This window comes from Vibrio aphrogenes, from assembly GCF_002157735.2.
Classification (GTDB): Bacteria; Pseudomonadota; Gammaproteobacteria; order Enterobacterales; family Vibrionaceae; genus Vibrio; species Vibrio aphrogenes.
In genome coordinates, this window is sequence record NZ_AP018690.1 from 197,032 (window position 1) to 212,096 (window position 15,065).

Below are 15,065 nucleotides of genomic sequence, written 5' to 3' on the forward strand. Positions count from 1 at the left end.
TATCTCCTGAAGTCTCAGATAATGATTGTATATCGATGAAATATATATGAAATTCTAAAATTCACAAATGTGACAATTTGTAACTTGCCATGTAAGACCAGTTTGAGGGTAAAAAGTTCATCAATGCAGTAAAAAATGGAATAAAAACCGAGAGTTTGGGGAAGCGTTTGATGAAGTTTTATACATTGGTTTGTTTGTTGGTCACGATTGGGCGGCTTTTGTGGCAGTTACCCAGTAAAGTCGCTAGAATAATGACAATAGATTTTTAAATTAGATGTTGGATATATACACATGAGTCAAGATATCGAAAAAGAACTGGAAGCCATGTCAGCCGAAATGACAGAAGCTCCAGAAACGCCATTACCGAGCCTTGAAGAGCAAAAAGCTATCGTTGCTAAGCTAAAAAAACTAGAACAAGAAGGAAAACTTACCCCTGAGGTTTTAGAAGAGCACTTTGGCAAATTTAATGACGATGAAGCTCGCCCAGTACATTAATCGGCTGAGTGGATAAGATAACTCATCGTTTGAATAGATAAACGTCTGCCCTGTTGCAGGCGTTTTTTTACCGCTAATTTTATTCACGGTTGTCGTTTTATTTACGATTATCGCTTTCTTACAGTGATAGCTGTATTGAGTGACTTCTAGTTATCCGCAGCTGATGTTAATTATACCGTTTTGAATGTAAGGCGTAGGATATACGGATGTTAGAAAAAGAAAATTTAATCAAATTAGCCAGAACGCCGATGCCTTTTGGGAAGTATGCAGGGCGAATGTTAATCGATTTGCCGGAAGAGTATTTGTTGTGGTTTCAAAATAAAGCTGAGTTTCCCAAAGGGGAGCTGGGGGATTTATTGAAACTGTGTTTGGCGCTAAAAATTGAAGGATTAGACAGCTTGGTGAAACCATTAAAACGTTGAGCCGGGTGTTTAACAAACGATATAAAAAAGAGTTATGTAAAAATGCGTTATGTAAAAAAGAGTGAAGCCGATTAAAGGGCGGCACTCTTTTTTTATGTTTGCTCAATTCTTATTTTGGCTCAGTGTTAGGTTCGTTCAGCGTGGAGACCACACATCAGTTTTGAGCCAGCATCGAACTTAGACAATTAAGTCGTAATCTTGGCGTAAAATATCAATAATTTCTTGCTTAGGATTAGCACTTAATTCGATTTTTTTACCAGTAATCTTTTCAGCAATACCTAAGTAAGTTTCTGATATTTTCATAATCTCTTGTTGTGGTAAGGCGTTATTTTTGGCTAAGGCAAAACGTTCATCCATGAGGTTTTTGTTGAGCAGAATATCCGGGTCTGGGAAGTAGTTGAGCAAGAATTGACGGAAGCCTTCTTTTGAGTTTTCAACTATACGGCCTTGTTGATATTCGCTCTTATCCCAAATACGTGAAGAGTCTGGCGTTCCTACTTCATCCATGTAGATGAGTTTTTCATTGCCGGCGGCATCGTTGACATAACCAAACTCAAACTTGGTGTCTACGAAGATTTGATCAACCTTATCAAGCGCTTCGCTGATCACTTTAAAGCCTTCTTTTAAAAGCTTTTCATAATGAGCAATATCGGCGGCTTTAGAAAAATTAAACGCCGCAAAATTGGCTTCAATATCCTGACGAGAGACATTGACATCATCGGCTTCTGGGACATTAGGAATCCCTTTTAAAATTCCTTTGGTGGAGGGGGTCATCAGTAACTCAGGTAAAGCTTTATCTTTTTCTAAACCTTCAGGTAAAGCAATGCCACAAAATTCGCGCTCGCCTTTTTCATAAGCTCGCCACATTGAGCCAGTGATGTATTGACGGCAAATCGCTTCAATCATGACTGGGCGAGCTTTTTGTACGATCCAAATAAATGGATGAGGGATATCAAGGATGTGGCTATCGGCAAGGTGATTGTCTTTAAAGAGTTGAAACCAGTGGTTTGAAATAGCATTGAGTGCCGCGCCTTTACCTGGTACGCCTTGTAATCCACCTTCGCCATGCCAGATACAATCAAAGGCCGAAATGCGGTCACTGATCACCATGATGGCGAGAGGCGCATCTTCTGCAACATCGTAGCCTTTTTGTTGGATCAGTCGACGGCTGTCTTCTGCGGTTAACCAATATACAGAACGTACTTTACCGCTATGAACGGGTTTATCAGTACGGATGGGAAGATCATCATTCACGGCAAGAACTTGATTTGCAATGCTCATTTCCATTTTCCTACTAGGCTATATTAACGTGGCATGAACGCCTTTCATGCTAGAAAGTGGCATAATAGCAGAACTTACTCACTGCCTTCCAGAGAAAAAGCAAACGTTTGCCATAAACTTTATTTTGCATAAATAAGCGAAGTAGGTATAGCTCATTGCAGCCTCTTTGTGTTCTCATCGGCAAATCAGCTAATGCGTTAAGCGAGATTGATTAGTGTAAATGACGGCGCATTAACGTTTGTTGTATTGAATGGCTCATAAAGAACAGCTCACACTGGCTTTGTTTAGCTAGGTCGCTCAATTCTTGTTTGTCGCGGATGGAAAATTGATCGCTAGCGACGATAGCGCTGGCATTTTGAGCGTACAGCGCTTTGATGATGATTTCTTTTTCCGTCATTGAGTTAGATGCTTTTATTTTGACAACTTTGCGTGGGTCGATGCCATAGGCATTTAACTCTAAGGTGGTCGGTAATGTCGCCCCCGCGGTAAATAATAACCAACTTGGACGCTGAGATAGCATTGATAATCGTGAAAACAGTGGGTGACTTATTGAGAATGTATCGTCATTACAAGCGTGTGGTGCATGCGATTGCTGAGGTAAAGCGACATTGTGAATAAACATAAATAACTGTCCATACATCCATACTGTGTGCATATACAGTAGTTTTTCTGTGGCGATAGTTCAAGCATTTATTGATTAAATTATTATCTACTGTGATTGTCATCACTTTTCATTTGCCGTTTAAAAAATCTGTTGTAAGATTAAATGGTTCATAACTTGTTAAAAAATAGAGATTTAATGAGTAGGGCAAAGCAATAAGAAGAAAAGCATAAATAAGGTAGTATTTCGTTTATGCAACTCCTGTTGGTAACGAGTTCTGGCTCGTTTCTAACTTAGGTCTCTCAAAGGTGATGTGATCTTTGAGTCATAAATTCATAGGAATGAAAACATGAATAAATATTTAGCGGAATGTTTCGGTACGTTTTGGCTAGTTCTTGGGGGTTGTGGTAGTGCGGTACTTGCTGCTGGCTTTCCGGATCTAGGTATCGGTTTTGTTGGTGTGTCCCTAGCGTTTGGTTTAACTGTATTAACCATGGCTTTTGCGATTGGGCACATTTCTGGCTGTCATTTAAACCCTGCGGTTTCTATCGGCTTATGGGCTGGTGGTCGTTTCCCTGCTAATCAACTTTTACCTTACATTATTGCTCAAGTAGTAGGTGGGATTATCGCTGGTGGTGTGCTGTATGTGATCGCTTCTGGTCAGGCTGGATTTGATGTGTCGGCGGGCTTTGCTTCGAATGGATTTGGTGAGCATTCACCAGGTGGTTACTCCATGACTGCCGCTTTAGTCACGGAAGTGGTACTGACTATGATGTTCTTGATCGTTATTCTTGGTGCAACTGACAAACGTGCACCTGCCGGATTTGCACCTATTGCGATTGGTTTATGTTTGACTTTGATTCACTTAATTTCTATCCCAGTTACCAATACTTCGGTTAACCCTGCACGTAGTACAGCGGTAGCGGTTTATGTAGGTGATTGGGCAACCTCTCAATTATGGCTATTCTGGGTTGCGCCGATTATTGGTGCAATTTTAGGCGCTATTGCGTACCGTTTTATTGGTTGTGAAAAAGCAGAAAATGCCTAATACCAATCGTACTAACTATTACCAGTCGTACTAACTATCTGACCATCTAAGTAGTGTGATTGATATAATAGTTGTTCATAAAAGGAAAGGCGCTGAAATATTCAGCGCCTTTTTTTATCTCAAAGGGAAGAGTCTAAAAAGATAATGGAAAGGTCGTTATTTCAATTTGGATTGCTTATCTCTTAGTGCTTGTTCTGCAAGGTTAAATTGTCTTACGTCTAAACGTGCAAAATCATGGCATTGAGGGCAAGAATGATGGCTAACGCCGTCGAGATATTCAAATTTAACTAACTGACTTGCAAATTGTTTACACCAATCGCAAGTACCATGTGTACTTTCCATTTTGTTTCCTATGATTAATCAGAGTTTTAACGCAAGCAGTTTAGCTAACAACAGCAAGACTTTCGAATGGAATTACATGGGGGAATGTGGGCTTGTTCACATTCTTAAATAATAAAATAAGCGTAATCGATTGCCTGAATGTTCAAAAGAATTCAGGCAATGACATGATTATTTTTTCAGACGTTTTCTTTCTGCTTCACCATCAATAGGGCGGTTTACAGAGACTCGGCGGCCTTTCTTTAAACCTACTTCATAATCGTCGGTAAAGTTTTTCATGGCTTCACGAAGTTGTTGTTTAAAGGTTTCTCGGTCGACATTTTGAAACTCTTTATCAATGTAGTTATTGATCTTTTGTGCCGAGTTATCATCAGGGGCAATCAACGGTAGTTTTTCAAGTGCGCCTTCAATCCAACCAGATAAAAATGAATTTACCCGGCGAGTGACTTCTGCGCTGGAGGTGCCTGTGCCCGAAAAACTATTTCGGAATTGGCCGGTTTGCTCGTTCATTTCACGATAAATGATATCAAAGGCAAAAGCGGCAAAAATCGCGCGATCGGCCTCACCAATAAATTCAACCCGTTTTAAGCCTTTATGATTAAGTAACACTGCCTCTACCCCGAAACGGGTATTAATACCGCGAATGACGCGCAAGAGATTCGAGCTAATATTGGCTGGGAGTAAGTGGCTTGATTGTGTTTTACCCAGTTTAATGAAATCAATATCGTCCTTGTCTAGGCCATACTTCAACATGAGGCGATGAGCCATTTTGATAGCTTGCGCCGCTTCATTGACATTGGCTGAACTACCAAGCTCTAGACATTTAGCAATTTTTTTAAGGGCTTTTTGTTTATCCATTAATATTCTGACAATCTACTGAGTAAAATAGTGAGCCGCGTATTCTACCGTTTTTCGGGTTGGTTAGAAAGGAGAACGATAGTGGTGAGCTTCACAAAATAAATTTGAAGATTTGTACTGAAGTAAGCCTCATTTTCTACTCCTCAGCCTGATTGAAATAAGGTAAAGTGATGGGATTCAAATGAAATATAGCTAGCTGAGGGATCGGCGTTTTAAGGGCACGGAAACGAATGATATCAAATAACCCACCTTCGAAAACTTCTTCATCTCGTCACATTTTGCCTAGTTTACCTCAAAGATATGATGTTGATACGTTAGTCAGCCAATATCTTGATGAACTACAAGCTCAGGGCTTTCGTGGTGATATTGAGCAAACCTATGCCAGTCGTTTGGCGGTTGCAACGGATAACAGTGTATATCAACAGCTTCCTCAAGCCGTTGTACTTCCTAAAGATAATCAAGATGTTCAACTGATTGGTCGTATTGGTTCACAAGAAAAATACGCCACCATTACCTTTTCACCTCGTGGGGGCGGTACGGGCACAAATGGTCAATCCTTAACGAAAGGTATTGTGGTGGATATGTCTCGCCACATGAATAAAGTACTCGAAGTGAATGAAGCGGAAGGCTGGGTTCGGGTGCAATCTGGGGTTGTTAAAGATCAACTGAATGATGCAGTACGTCCTTATGGGTTCTTTTTCTCACCCGATTTGTCGACCAGTAACCGCGCGACCATTGGTGGTATGGTGAATACCGATGCGTCAGGTCAAGGTTCTTTAAAATATGGTAAAACCTCGGATCATGTTCTGTCATTACAAGCGGTGTTTGCTGATGGATCAATGTACGAAACTGATGGTTCTCAAGGTCAGCCTGAATTAGGCAGCTTTGCCTTACACGCTTACCAAATGACCGAGCAGATTTGTCGAGAAAATCGCGCGGCAATAGAAGCTAAATTTCCACCGTTGAATCGCTTTTTAACCGGTTATGATCTCAAAAATGCCTTATCTTTTACTGAAGATGAACATGGTGTGTTTGACTTGGGACGGGTGTTATGTGGGGCCGAAGGTTCCTTAGCGTTTATTACCGAAGCTAAGTTGAATTTGACTCCGATCCCGAAAGCCCGTTCTTTGGTAAATATTAAATACAATTCTTTTGATTCAGCATTGCGCAGTGCGCCTTTGATGGTGCAAGCGCAAGCCTTATCGGTAGAAACCGTGGATTCGAAAGTATTGAACCTAGCTAAACAAGATATCGTTTGGCATACCGTTAGCGATCTTATTACCGATGTTCCTGGTAAAGAAATGCAGGGCATCAATATTGTAGAGTTTGCTGGGCAAGACACCAATGAAGTAACTCAACAAGTACAGGCGTTGGTCGCGCAACTAGATAAGCAATTGGAAACAGAAGACGGTGGAATCATCGGCTTTCAAGTGTGTCATGATCTTGATAGCATCAATAAAATCTATAACATGCGCAAAAAAGCGGTGGGTTTATTGGGCGGAGCTAAAGGTCGAGCTAAGCCGATTGCTTTTGCTGAAGACACTTGTGTGCCGCCAGAGAACTTGGCCGATTTTATTGTGGAGTTCCGTGCGTTATTAGATGAAAAACAGCTCAACTACGGCATGTTTGGCCATGTGGATGCCGGTGTATTGCACGTACGTCCTGCTTTGGATTTATGTGATCCTGAACAAGAAAAAATGATGCATCAAGTGTCTGATGAAGTCGTTAAATTAGTAGCTAAATATGGCGGCTTGATGTGGGGCGAACATGGTAAAGGTTATCGCTCTGAATATGGCCCTGAATTTTTCGGTGAGCAGTTATTTACCCAATTGCGCCGTGTGAAGGCAGCGTTTGATCCCTTAAATAAAATGAATCCAGGTAAGATCTGTACGCCAATAGAGAGTCAAGATGAATTGGTGAAAGTGTCGGATACCAAACGAGCGTTTTATGACCGTCAAATTCCAGTCACGGTACGTGATAGCTTTAGACAAGCAATGGAATGTAATGGTAATGGCCTATGTTTTAACTATGATGTGAACTCTCCGATGTGTCCATCGATGAAAATCACCGCCGATCGCCGCCATTCGCCAAAAGGCCGTGCGGGCTTAGTTCGGGAATGGTTACGTCAATTGACCGCCAGTGGGGTGGATATTCTGGATTTAGAAGAAACCGCCTTGCATCAATCAACCTCGATCAAAACCATGATTGACCGCATCCGCCATAGCTTAAACAAAAAAGATGAATACGATTTCTCCCATGAAGTATTTGAAGCGCTCAATGGCTGTTTGGCTTGTAAAGCTTGTGCCAGTCAATGCCCGATTAATGTCGATGTCCCATCATTTCGTGCTCGCTTTTTAAATGTTTATTACACTCGCTATCAACGTCCGGCGAAAGATTATTTAGTGGGCAATATTGAAAGCTTGCTACCGCTGATGGCAACCGCTCCCAAAGTAGTCAATGGCATATTGGCAATGCGCTGGGTTCAGTCACTCACGAAAAAGACAATTGGCTATATTGATACTCCGTTATTATCGGTACCGACGTTAAAACAGGCGTTAAGCGATCAATTGTGGGATAGCCGTTTCAGCTTGTCTCAATTGCAATCTTTATCGGATGAAAAACGCAAAGATTATTTGTTAATCGTACAAGATCCATTTACCACCTATTATGATGCTGATGTGGTTTATGACTTTGTCGACTTAGCGGTGAAACTAGGTAAGAAACCGGTTGTATTGCCATTTAAACCGAATGGAAAAGCACAACATATTAAAGGCTTCTTAAAACAATTTGCTCAAACTGCCACTTCAACCGCTGAGTTTCTCACCCAAATTGCCGATTTGAAGATCCCTATGGTGGGAGTTGATCCGGCGACAGTACTTTGTTACCGCGATGAATATCGCGAAGTGTTAGGTGAAAAAGCGCAGAGTTTTGAGGTGTTGAGCGTACATGAATGGCTGCAACCGAACTTATCATCGTTTAAATATTCAGCCAAAGCAGATTCTTCTCCTTGGTATCTGTTTTCACATTGTACTGAGAAAACGAAGTTGCCTAACTCGGAGAAGCAATGGGGAGCGATCTTCAGCCACTTTGGAGCGACATTGACTTCAATTCCGGTAGGCTGTTGTGGCATGGCGGGCACCTTTGGCCATGAAGCGGATAAATTTGAGATGTCACAAGGGATTTATCAGCTGAGCTGGCAGCCAAATTTAAACCGACTGGATAAAGAACGTTGTTTGGTGACAGGCTATTCGTGCCGTAGCCAAGTGAAACGTTTTGAAGGTATAAAGCCTAAACATCCATTACAAGCTTTGCTGAGTTTACTTGATGAATATTAAGCGGTTAGATTACACCTAGTGTATTGGTTGCTCTCGAATTTATGGCTTTATTCTAATTTGATGGGACATAAGGTTTAGATATATGATCTGAACCATTAGCGATAAATCAGTCGTTAATCATAAAAAAAGCCGTTAACTATAAAACAAACCGTCAAATCAGTCACAATCGCTGAGAAAATAATAAGGCCTAAATCCTCATAATGATTTAGGCCTTTTTGTTTATTCGTTTTGCACTATTTCGTTGAAGAGTGCATCAACTGAGATTAGAAGTCGTAACGGATACCCGCTTGAACTTGGTCATCTTGATCATCAATCATTTCAAATTTGTATCCAGCGTAAGTGCGTAGGTTCTTGTTGAACTTGTACACGGCTTCAACGGCTACGTTATCAACGGCATCATCTTCACCGTCGTTTGTTGTGGCGTAGTTATACACACCAACGAATGTCCACTGGTCGAGCTTATATTGTGCTGAGAATTCTAGACCATCGTTATCACCAACAGTGTCATCATCGCTTGATGTCCACTCATATAAGGCACCGAAAGTGAAGTTTGAAATCGCGTATTGCGCACCCACATCAACTTGGTTTACATCCACATTATCTTGTTTACCACCAGCGTAACCCACCGCTAGGTCTAAACCAAAATCAAGAGAATATTTACCAGCAATAGCATATTGATCTGAATCGGCATCTTCGCCTGCAAGGTAGTTGGCACCGACTGTTAGGCCACCAAATGCACCTGAGTAGGCAAAGTTGTTTTCTTGTTTGTCTGCGCCTGCACGAACGATATCATTCATAGCTCCATCAGCATCAGCACCAAATGTTGCCATGGTATCGGTGAAATCGGTGATCATCACTAAAGCAGTATCTTGCTTACCATAAGAAAAATCACCGATTTTAGTGCCGATACCACCGAATAGATAACGAGTTTTAATATCTGTGCTATCACTTACTTCGTTTTCGTATTTACCAAACCCCGTTAGGCTATCAGTAATTTTAGTGTCACCTGAAATGCTGAGACGCGCACGACTTTTATCGTCAAAAGCACTATCAGTTTTCTCACCACTGTCATCATATTTTTCATTATTATCAGAAATATTGAAACGTGCTTCGGCACGGCCACCAATTTTTAGCTCAGAAGAGTCATCTTTATAGACTGTTGCTGCCAGAGAAGATGTCGATACCATTGCGGCTAAAATGGATGTCGCGATAACTGCTTTTTTCATTGTTTAAATCCTATTATTTTAAATTAGAGACTTACGTGTCTTCTTGGTGTTGGAAGTACTCTAGGATAGAAATATGAAAAATAAGTGTCTGTTGTGTGACGTTTTAGTTAATGAAGATTGTTGCTTAAAAAGTGTGATATAAGTCACTTAAAATTATATCAATATGCTAATGAAATGCTCAGAAAGTGCGTAGGAAAAAGGCTGGGAACAAGGTTAAAATTTTCGATAAATAGTTATTCTACAATTAACTTCTTTTATAAACGAAAAGCGCCAATAGGGGCTATTGACGCTTTCAAGCGGTATGATTAATCAATAATGTAGTGGTGACTAACTATGCTGAGCAAGAAACGCTTCTTTACGTGCATTAAAGCGGTAGACTAAATCATCAACGTCTTCTTGAACGTATGGACGTAATCCGCTCGCGACCATTTTCTTCACACCTTTACCGACGACTTCGCCATCTTCTTTAAAGTCAAAGTTGAGCGTCACCACACCACGTTTACCCGTAATATCAAATGTCGCTCCTGTAAACGCTACTTCTGGGTGGGTCAGGTTCATACGGCAAAACTCGATATCCATGCTTTCATAAATAACCAGAGGACGTTGAGTATTGATCATCATTTGTTTCTCTTGCATGAGAGGAACCATGATGTGAGGGAAGTTCATACCTGAAAATTGAACATAATTGGTGACGACGTGTTCAATGAAGTTTTGGTCTTGATTCACTTCACCTTCATGTTGCATGTGTAGGTATTCTTTACCATTTTCATCAATCACTGCGCTATTGTGCGAATCTTTTTCTTCAATAGATAAAGAGATGCCTTCTGACACCATACCCGAAAAACGGAAACTCATTTTTTGGCTGATGCCTTCTTGTTGCAGTAAAACCGCAAACAAAAGATCGCCTGGAACACAGAAACGCTTACTGTCTTCATCGTGGATATGATTGAAATCCTTCGCGACTTTTTTAGCAAAATGACTTGCTTGTTGGCGAGTGAATTGAAACGCATTATCTTGGCTTGAGTAGTATGATGATAAAAACATAAGTCACTATTAATAGAAAAAACAGCCGCGATTATATATGACAATCGTGGTTAATTGGTCAGTCCAGTGAAAATAAATACTATCTATATCTAAAATAATAAAAATTTATTCAATTATGTGAGTAAGTTAGCCAGATGAACGTTCGATAGGGTAAATGTTGCAGTACAGCTCTTTCTCGAATTGACTGTCCAATGCAGCACGCCAATGTTTGCAATCTTTGATAGGAATGAGATAGAAGTTTTCTCGAGCGGTATCGGTGACAAAAGCAATCCCATAGCGCATGAGCTCATAATGGGTATCATTTACAAAACTAAGGCTAAAACCTTGCCTACCCGTCAATTTATTAATATCACGACGAGTCAGGGTGATGCCTTGCCTCTCATGTAAAAACTTATCTTTTAGCCATATGGCGAACTCTTTAGCGCTGACCATAATTACATTCCTTGCGTTATCGAACGAACCTTGAGTTGAACGACTTTCACTTATCCTTGTTACCATGCCATTATGTTTCGTTGGATTTCATGGGTAGGTACTATGATTATTCATTTATTCTTAGGTTTAACCAGGATAGACAGTAGATAGCGCTGAAAATATTAAAAGCTCATCTACTCTATACTTTAGACAATGAATCTCACCTTCTCCAGTGTTCTTATTGTTTATATTGAATTTTTTTATATCGAGGCTCTTTGAGTCTTTAAATTAAATACAATTTATTCAGAAAGATATGAATATTTCTAGACGATTCAGAGCTTGTCACTGGCATGGTTTTATAAAAAATGGGTCTTTCAATGTGGTTTATTGAGATTATTTGCCAGTATGCCTTTCAATTTTGTTCAATTTCTTTAGAATAACCTCCTTTCTTTGACGATGACATGTCGATTAGTACCGAAATGCTCGTTAAAGTTGAAATATTTTTTATCCTTTTATTTACCCTGATGTAAGTAAAAGTTCTACTCTCATGTGCTACTTGGTATGTGGCACCACTGGAAATAGGATTTATCATGCCTGTAATTACTCTTCCTGATGGCAGTACTCGCCAATTCGACAACCCTGTATCAACTATGGATGTAGCTTTATCTATCGGTCCTGGTCTTGCTAAAGCAACGATCGCTGGTCGTGTGGATGGCAACCGTGTTGATGCGTGTGATTTAATTGAAAATGATGCGAGTTTAGAAATCATTACTGCGAAAGATGAAGATGGTTTAGAAATCATTCGTCACTCTTGTGCTCACTTGCTAGGTCATGCGATTAAGCAACTTTTCCCTGAAGCGAAAATGGCGATTGGTCCAACGATCGATAAAGGCTTCTATTATGATATCGATCTTGAGCATTCTTTAACGCAAGAAGATTTGGATGCGATTGAAAAGCGCATGAAAGAACTTGCGAAAACCAAATATCAAGTTGTTAAGAAGAAAGTAAGCTGGCAAGAAGCGCGTGATACTTTTGAATCACGTGGAGAAAGCTACAAAATTGAAATTCTTGATGAGAATGTGGCGCGCGATGATCGCCCAGGTTTATATCATCATGAAGAATATATCGATATGTGTCGTGGTCCACACGTCCCAAACATGAGTTTCTGCCAACACTTTACTTTGTTAAATGTAGCAGGTGCTTACTGGCGTGGTAACAGCGACAATAAAATGCTGCAACGTATTTACGGCACTGCCTTTGCAGATAAGAAGCAATTAAAAGAGCATCTTGTTCGTCTAGAAGAAGCCGCAAAGCGTGATCACCGTAAAATTGGTAAACATTTAGATTTATTCCATATGCAACAAGAAGCACCGGGTATGGTGTTCTGGCATCATAATGGTTGGTCTATTTTCCGTGAACTTGAAGTTTTTGTTCGTGAAAAGCTGACCGAATATGATTACCAAGAAGTAAAAGGTCCGCTGATGATGGACCGCGTGCTTTGGGAACGCTCTGGTCACTGGGATAAATACGCTGAAGCAATGTTCACAACGTCTTCTGAGAACCGTGAATACGCAATTAAACCAATGAACTGTCCAGGTCACGTACAAATCTTTAACCAAGGTTTGAAATCGTACCGTGATCTTCCATTACGCATGGCTGAGTTTGGTTCTTGTCACCGTAATGAGCCATCGGGTGCATTACATGGTATCATGCGTGTTCGTGGCTTTACTCAAGATGACGCCCACATTTTCTGTACTGAAGACCAAATTCAGGATGAAGTGAAGCAATGCATCAAGATGGTTTATGACGTGTACAATACCTTTGGTTTTGACAACATCGTCGTAAAATTATCGACTCGTCCAGAACAACGTGTTGGTTCAGATGAAATTTGGGATAAATCAGAAAGTGACTTAAAACTGGCTTTGGAATCGATGGATATCCCATACGAAATCCAAGAAGGTGAAGGTGCATTCTATGGCCCGAAAATTGAATTTACTCTACATGACTGCCTAGACCGTGCATGGCAATGTGGTACTGTTCAGCTTGATTTCAACCTACCAGGCCGTTTAGGTGCAACTTATGTAGGTGAAAATAACGAACGTTTAGTGCCAGTTATGATTCACCGTGCTATTCTAGGGTCATTAGAACGCTTCATCGGTATTTTAATCGAAGAATATGCCGGTTTCTTCCCAACATGGTTAGCACCTGAGCAAGCTGTGATCATGGGAATTACCGATAAACAAGCGGATTATGTTCAGGAAATCACTCAAAAACTACAAAAATCTGGTTTTAAAGTAAAAGCAGACTTGAGAAATGAGAAGATTGGCTTTAAAATCCGCGAACACACTTTAAAACGTGTACCTTACATGCTTGTCTGTGGTGACCAAGAAATGGAAGCCGGCGAAATTGCAGTACGTACACGAAAAGGCAAGGACTTAGGTAAATTCAAAGTTGAAGATTTCATTTCTTATCTTCACGCCGACGTTTCAAGCCGTAAGCTCAATCTGGAGGAATAACCTATTAAAGGCGGAAGAAAAGGCCAACAACCGGCCAAGCAAAACCAGCATCGTTTAAACGATGAAATTCGTGGCGTTAAAGAAGTACGCTTAACTGGTGCAGACGGCGAAGCCGTTGGTATCGTTACCATTAACGAAGCGATGGAAGCGGCTGTTGAAGCTGGTATGGACTTAGTTGAAATCAGTCCAAATGCTGAACCACCAGTCTGTCGTGTGATGGACTATGGTAAATTCCTCTTTGAAAAGAGCAAAGCTGCTAAAGAGCAGAAGAAAAAGCAAAAGCAGGTTCAGATTAAGGAAGTTAAATTCCGTCCTGGAACTGATATCGGAGACTATCAGGTAAAACTACGCAACCTGACGCGTTTCCTTGAAGACGGCAACAAAGTGAAAGTAACTATTCGCTTCCGTGGCCGTGAAATGGCTCACCAAGAAATTGGCGTAGACGTTCTAAACCGTTTGAAAGTGGACACTGATGAGTTAGCAGTGGTTGAATCTTTCCCAACGCGTATAGAAGGTCGCCAAATGATCATGGTGTTGGCCCCTAAGAAGAAGTAATTACAGGCTTTGCAAGTAATAGACCTCGCCGCTTTCGGGTGGTGGGGTTTTATTCGCCCTAATTACATAATATTAACCAGTATGTTTATTAACATATTTTAATACATACAATGCGGAGTTTATTCATCATGCCTAAGATGAAATCAAACCGAGGCGCTGCAAAGCGTTTCAAAAAAACTGGTGGCGGCTTTAAATTTAAGCACGCAACGAAGCGTCATATCCTGACTAAACGTACTACTAAGAACAAGCGTCAGCTTCGTCCAAACGCAATCCTTCCTAAATGTGAAGTGGCTGCAGTTGTTCGTATGCTTCCATACGCTTAATTCTTTATAGTTTATTTAATAGTTTAGGAGAGACATAATGCCTCGCGTAAAACGTGGTGTACAAGCTCGTGCACGTCATAAGAAAGTTCTAAAACAAGCTAAAGGTTACTACGGAGCACGTTCACGTGTTTACCGCGTAGCTTTCCAAGCAGTAACTAAAGCTGGTCAATACGCATACCGTGACCGTCGCAACAAGAAACGTACATTCCGTCAATTATGGATTGCACGTATCAACGCTGCTGCACGTCAAAATGGTCTATCTTACAGCCGTTTCATCAACGGTCTTAAGAAAGCGTCAATTGAAATCGATCGTAAGATCCTTGCAGACATCGCTGTATTTGACAAAGCTGCATTCGCAGTACTAGTTGAAAAAGCAAAAGCTGCTCTTTAATTAGAACGTTTTAGAGATAAATAAAAAGAGAGCTTCGGCTCTCTTTTTTTATGTCAATTTTTAGGGTTATATTGATCCCCCGTATTTACCCCCATCGTACTAATGATCTGATCATCCTTGCTTGTTAAAAGGCTAGATAATAGCGTGCTATTTAAGTGATAAGTGATAAGTGATAAGTGATAAGTGATAAGTGATAAGTGATAAGTGATAAGTGAGGTTG

General features: G+C 40.6%; 15 protein-coding genes. 8 read left to right on the forward strand and 7 right to left on the reverse strand.

Translation table 11 applies throughout. The annotated features are described in order from the left end of the window. The first annotated feature begins 291 nt into the window (after window positions 1–291). Together VCA1004_RS12145 and VCA1004_RS12150 are read left to right on the forward strand one after the other, a co-directional pair. Window positions 292–495: a chromosome partitioning protein ParA gene (locus VCA1004_RS12145; protein WP_086980719.1), complete on the forward strand. Its 204-nt coding sequence runs from the start codon at window positions 292–294 to the stop codon at window positions 493–495. A 206-nt stretch (window positions 496–701) separates the two neighbouring features. Next, entirely contained in the window at window positions 702–917 is a 216-nt protein-coding gene (locus VCA1004_RS12150; RefSeq protein ID WP_086980720.1) for a DUF3820 family protein, read from the forward strand. A 177-nt stretch (window positions 918–1,094) separates the two neighbouring features. Here the strand turns inward: VCA1004_RS12150 and VCA1004_RS12155 are convergent, their stop codons facing one another. Both VCA1004_RS12155 and VCA1004_RS12160 read right to left on the reverse strand, forming a co-directional pair. After that, window positions 1,095–2,198, reverse strand: a complete 1,104-nt coding sequence (locus VCA1004_RS12155; RefSeq protein ID WP_086980721.1) for a phosphoribosylaminoimidazolesuccinocarboxamide synthase — start codon at window positions 2,196–2,198, stop codon at window positions 1,095–1,097. Window positions 2,199–2,409: 211 nt separating this feature from the next. After that, complete coding sequence (locus VCA1004_RS12160; protein ID WP_086980722.1) at window positions 2,410–2,820, reverse strand: hypothetical protein; 411 nt, start codon at window positions 2,818–2,820, stop codon at window positions 2,410–2,412. 328 nt (window positions 2,821–3,148) lie between these two features. Between VCA1004_RS12160 and aqpZ the strand changes: the two genes are divergently transcribed. Next, the gene (gene aqpZ / locus VCA1004_RS12165; RefSeq protein WP_086980723.1) at window positions 3,149–3,847 is read left to right on the forward strand and encodes an aquaporin Z; all 699 of its coding nucleotides are present in this window, start codon (window positions 3,149–3,151) and stop codon (window positions 3,845–3,847) included. A 156-nt stretch (window positions 3,848–4,003) separates the two neighbouring features. Here the strand turns inward: aqpZ and VCA1004_RS12170 are convergent, their stop codons facing one another. Together VCA1004_RS12170 and VCA1004_RS12175 are read right to left on the reverse strand one after the other, a co-directional pair. Then, window positions 4,004–4,189, reverse strand: a complete 186-nt coding sequence (locus VCA1004_RS12170) for a hypothetical protein (protein ID WP_086980724.1) — start codon at window positions 4,187–4,189, stop codon at window positions 4,004–4,006. A gap of 168 nt (window positions 4,190–4,357) precedes the next feature. Next, window positions 4,358–5,044 (reverse strand): DUF2786 domain-containing protein, encoded by a 687-nt coding sequence (locus tag VCA1004_RS12175; protein WP_086980725.1) that lies wholly within the window; start codon window positions 5,042–5,044, stop codon window positions 4,358–4,360. A gap of 275 nt (window positions 5,045–5,319) precedes the next feature. Between VCA1004_RS12175 and ydiJ the strand changes: the two genes are divergently transcribed. Then, complete coding sequence (ydiJ, locus tag VCA1004_RS12180; RefSeq protein ID WP_086981365.1) at window positions 5,320–8,379, forward strand: D-2-hydroxyglutarate dehydrogenase YdiJ; 3,060 nt, start codon at window positions 5,320–5,322, stop codon at window positions 8,377–8,379. Between the two features lie 263 nt (window positions 8,380–8,642). Here ydiJ and VCA1004_RS12185 read toward each other — a convergent pair whose 3' ends face one another. From VCA1004_RS12185 to VCA1004_RS12195, 3 genes are all read right to left on the reverse strand, one after another. Continuing rightward, window positions 8,643–9,605 carry a porin gene (locus VCA1004_RS12185; protein WP_086980726.1) on the reverse strand — a complete coding sequence of 321 codons (963 nt, stop codon included), beginning with the start codon at window positions 9,603–9,605 and terminating at the stop codon, window positions 8,643–8,645. Window positions 9,606–9,932: 327 nt separating this feature from the next. Beyond that, the gene (locus VCA1004_RS12190) at window positions 9,933–10,649 is read right to left on the reverse strand and encodes a DUF3581 family protein (protein WP_086980727.1); all 717 of its coding nucleotides are present in this window, start codon (window positions 10,647–10,649) and stop codon (window positions 9,933–9,935) included. 126 nt (window positions 10,650–10,775) lie between these two features. Continuing rightward, window positions 10,776–11,081: a hypothetical protein gene (locus VCA1004_RS12195; protein WP_086980728.1), complete on the reverse strand. Its 306-nt coding sequence runs from the start codon at window positions 11,079–11,081 to the stop codon at window positions 10,776–10,778. Window positions 11,082–11,650: 569 nt separating this feature from the next. Here VCA1004_RS12195 and thrS point away from each other — a divergent pair. From thrS to rplT, 4 genes are all read left to right on the forward strand, one after another. Then, a complete protein-coding gene (gene thrS, locus VCA1004_RS12200) occupies window positions 11,651–13,576 on the forward strand; it encodes a threonine--tRNA ligase (protein ID WP_086980729.1) in 1,926 nt (641 codons plus the stop codon). Window positions 13,577–13,579: 3 nt separating this feature from the next. Next, complete coding sequence (infC, locus tag VCA1004_RS12205) at window positions 13,580–14,131, forward strand: translation initiation factor IF-3 (RefSeq protein WP_086980730.1); 552 nt, start codon at window positions 13,580–13,582, stop codon at window positions 14,129–14,131. Window positions 14,132–14,259: 128 nt separating this feature from the next. Then, the gene (rpmI, locus tag VCA1004_RS12210) at window positions 14,260–14,454 is read left to right on the forward strand and encodes a 50S ribosomal protein L35 (RefSeq protein WP_086980731.1); all 195 of its coding nucleotides are present in this window, start codon (window positions 14,260–14,262) and stop codon (window positions 14,452–14,454) included. Window positions 14,455–14,491: 37 nt separating this feature from the next. Next, window positions 14,492–14,845 carry a 50S ribosomal protein L20 gene (gene rplT, locus VCA1004_RS12215; RefSeq protein WP_027695678.1) on the forward strand — a complete coding sequence of 118 codons (354 nt, stop codon included), beginning with the start codon at window positions 14,492–14,494 and terminating at the stop codon, window positions 14,843–14,845. Window positions 14,846–15,065: the final 220 nt, after the last annotated feature.

What these genes read in the sequence shown, in the direction of transcription:
- VCA1004_RS12145 (WP_086980719.1), top strand. Translation starts at nt 292, where the DNA reads ATGAGTCAAGATATCGAAAAAGAACTGGAAGCCATGTCAGCCGAAATG.
- VCA1004_RS12150 (WP_086980720.1), top strand. Translation starts at nt 702, where the DNA reads ATGTTAGAAAAAGAAAATTTAATCAAATTAGCCAGAACGCCGATGCCT.
- VCA1004_RS12155 (WP_086980721.1), bottom strand. Translation starts at nt 2,198, where the DNA reads ATGAGCATTGCAAATCAAGTTCTTGCCGTGAATGATGATCTTCCCATC.
- VCA1004_RS12160 (WP_086980722.1), bottom strand. Translation starts at nt 2,820, where the DNA reads ATGTTTATTCACAATGTCGCTTTACCTCAGCAATCGCATGCACCACAC.
- aqpZ (WP_086980723.1), top strand. Translation starts at nt 3,149, where the DNA reads ATGAATAAATATTTAGCGGAATGTTTCGGTACGTTTTGGCTAGTTCTT.
- VCA1004_RS12170 (WP_086980724.1), bottom strand. Translation starts at nt 4,189, where the DNA reads ATGGAAAGTACACATGGTACTTGCGATTGGTGTAAACAATTTGCAAGT.
- VCA1004_RS12175 (WP_086980725.1), bottom strand. Translation starts at nt 5,044, where the DNA reads ATGGATAAACAAAAAGCCCTTAAAAAAATTGCTAAATGTCTAGAGCTT.
- VCA1004_RS12185 (WP_086980726.1), bottom strand. Translation starts at nt 9,605, where the DNA reads ATGAAAAAAGCAGTTATCGCGACATCCATTTTAGCCGCAATGGTATCG.
- VCA1004_RS12190 (WP_086980727.1), bottom strand. Translation starts at nt 10,649, where the DNA reads ATGTTTTTATCATCATACTACTCAAGCCAAGATAATGCGTTTCAATTC.
- VCA1004_RS12195 (WP_086980728.1), bottom strand. Translation starts at nt 11,081, where the DNA reads ATGGTCAGCGCTAAAGAGTTCGCCATATGGCTAAAAGATAAGTTTTTA.
- thrS (WP_086980729.1), top strand. Translation starts at nt 11,651, where the DNA reads ATGCCTGTAATTACTCTTCCTGATGGCAGTACTCGCCAATTCGACAAC.
- rpmI (WP_086980731.1), top strand. Translation starts at nt 14,260, where the DNA reads ATGCCTAAGATGAAATCAAACCGAGGCGCTGCAAAGCGTTTCAAAAAA.
- rplT (WP_027695678.1), top strand. Translation starts at nt 14,492, where the DNA reads ATGCCTCGCGTAAAACGTGGTGTACAAGCTCGTGCACGTCATAAGAAA.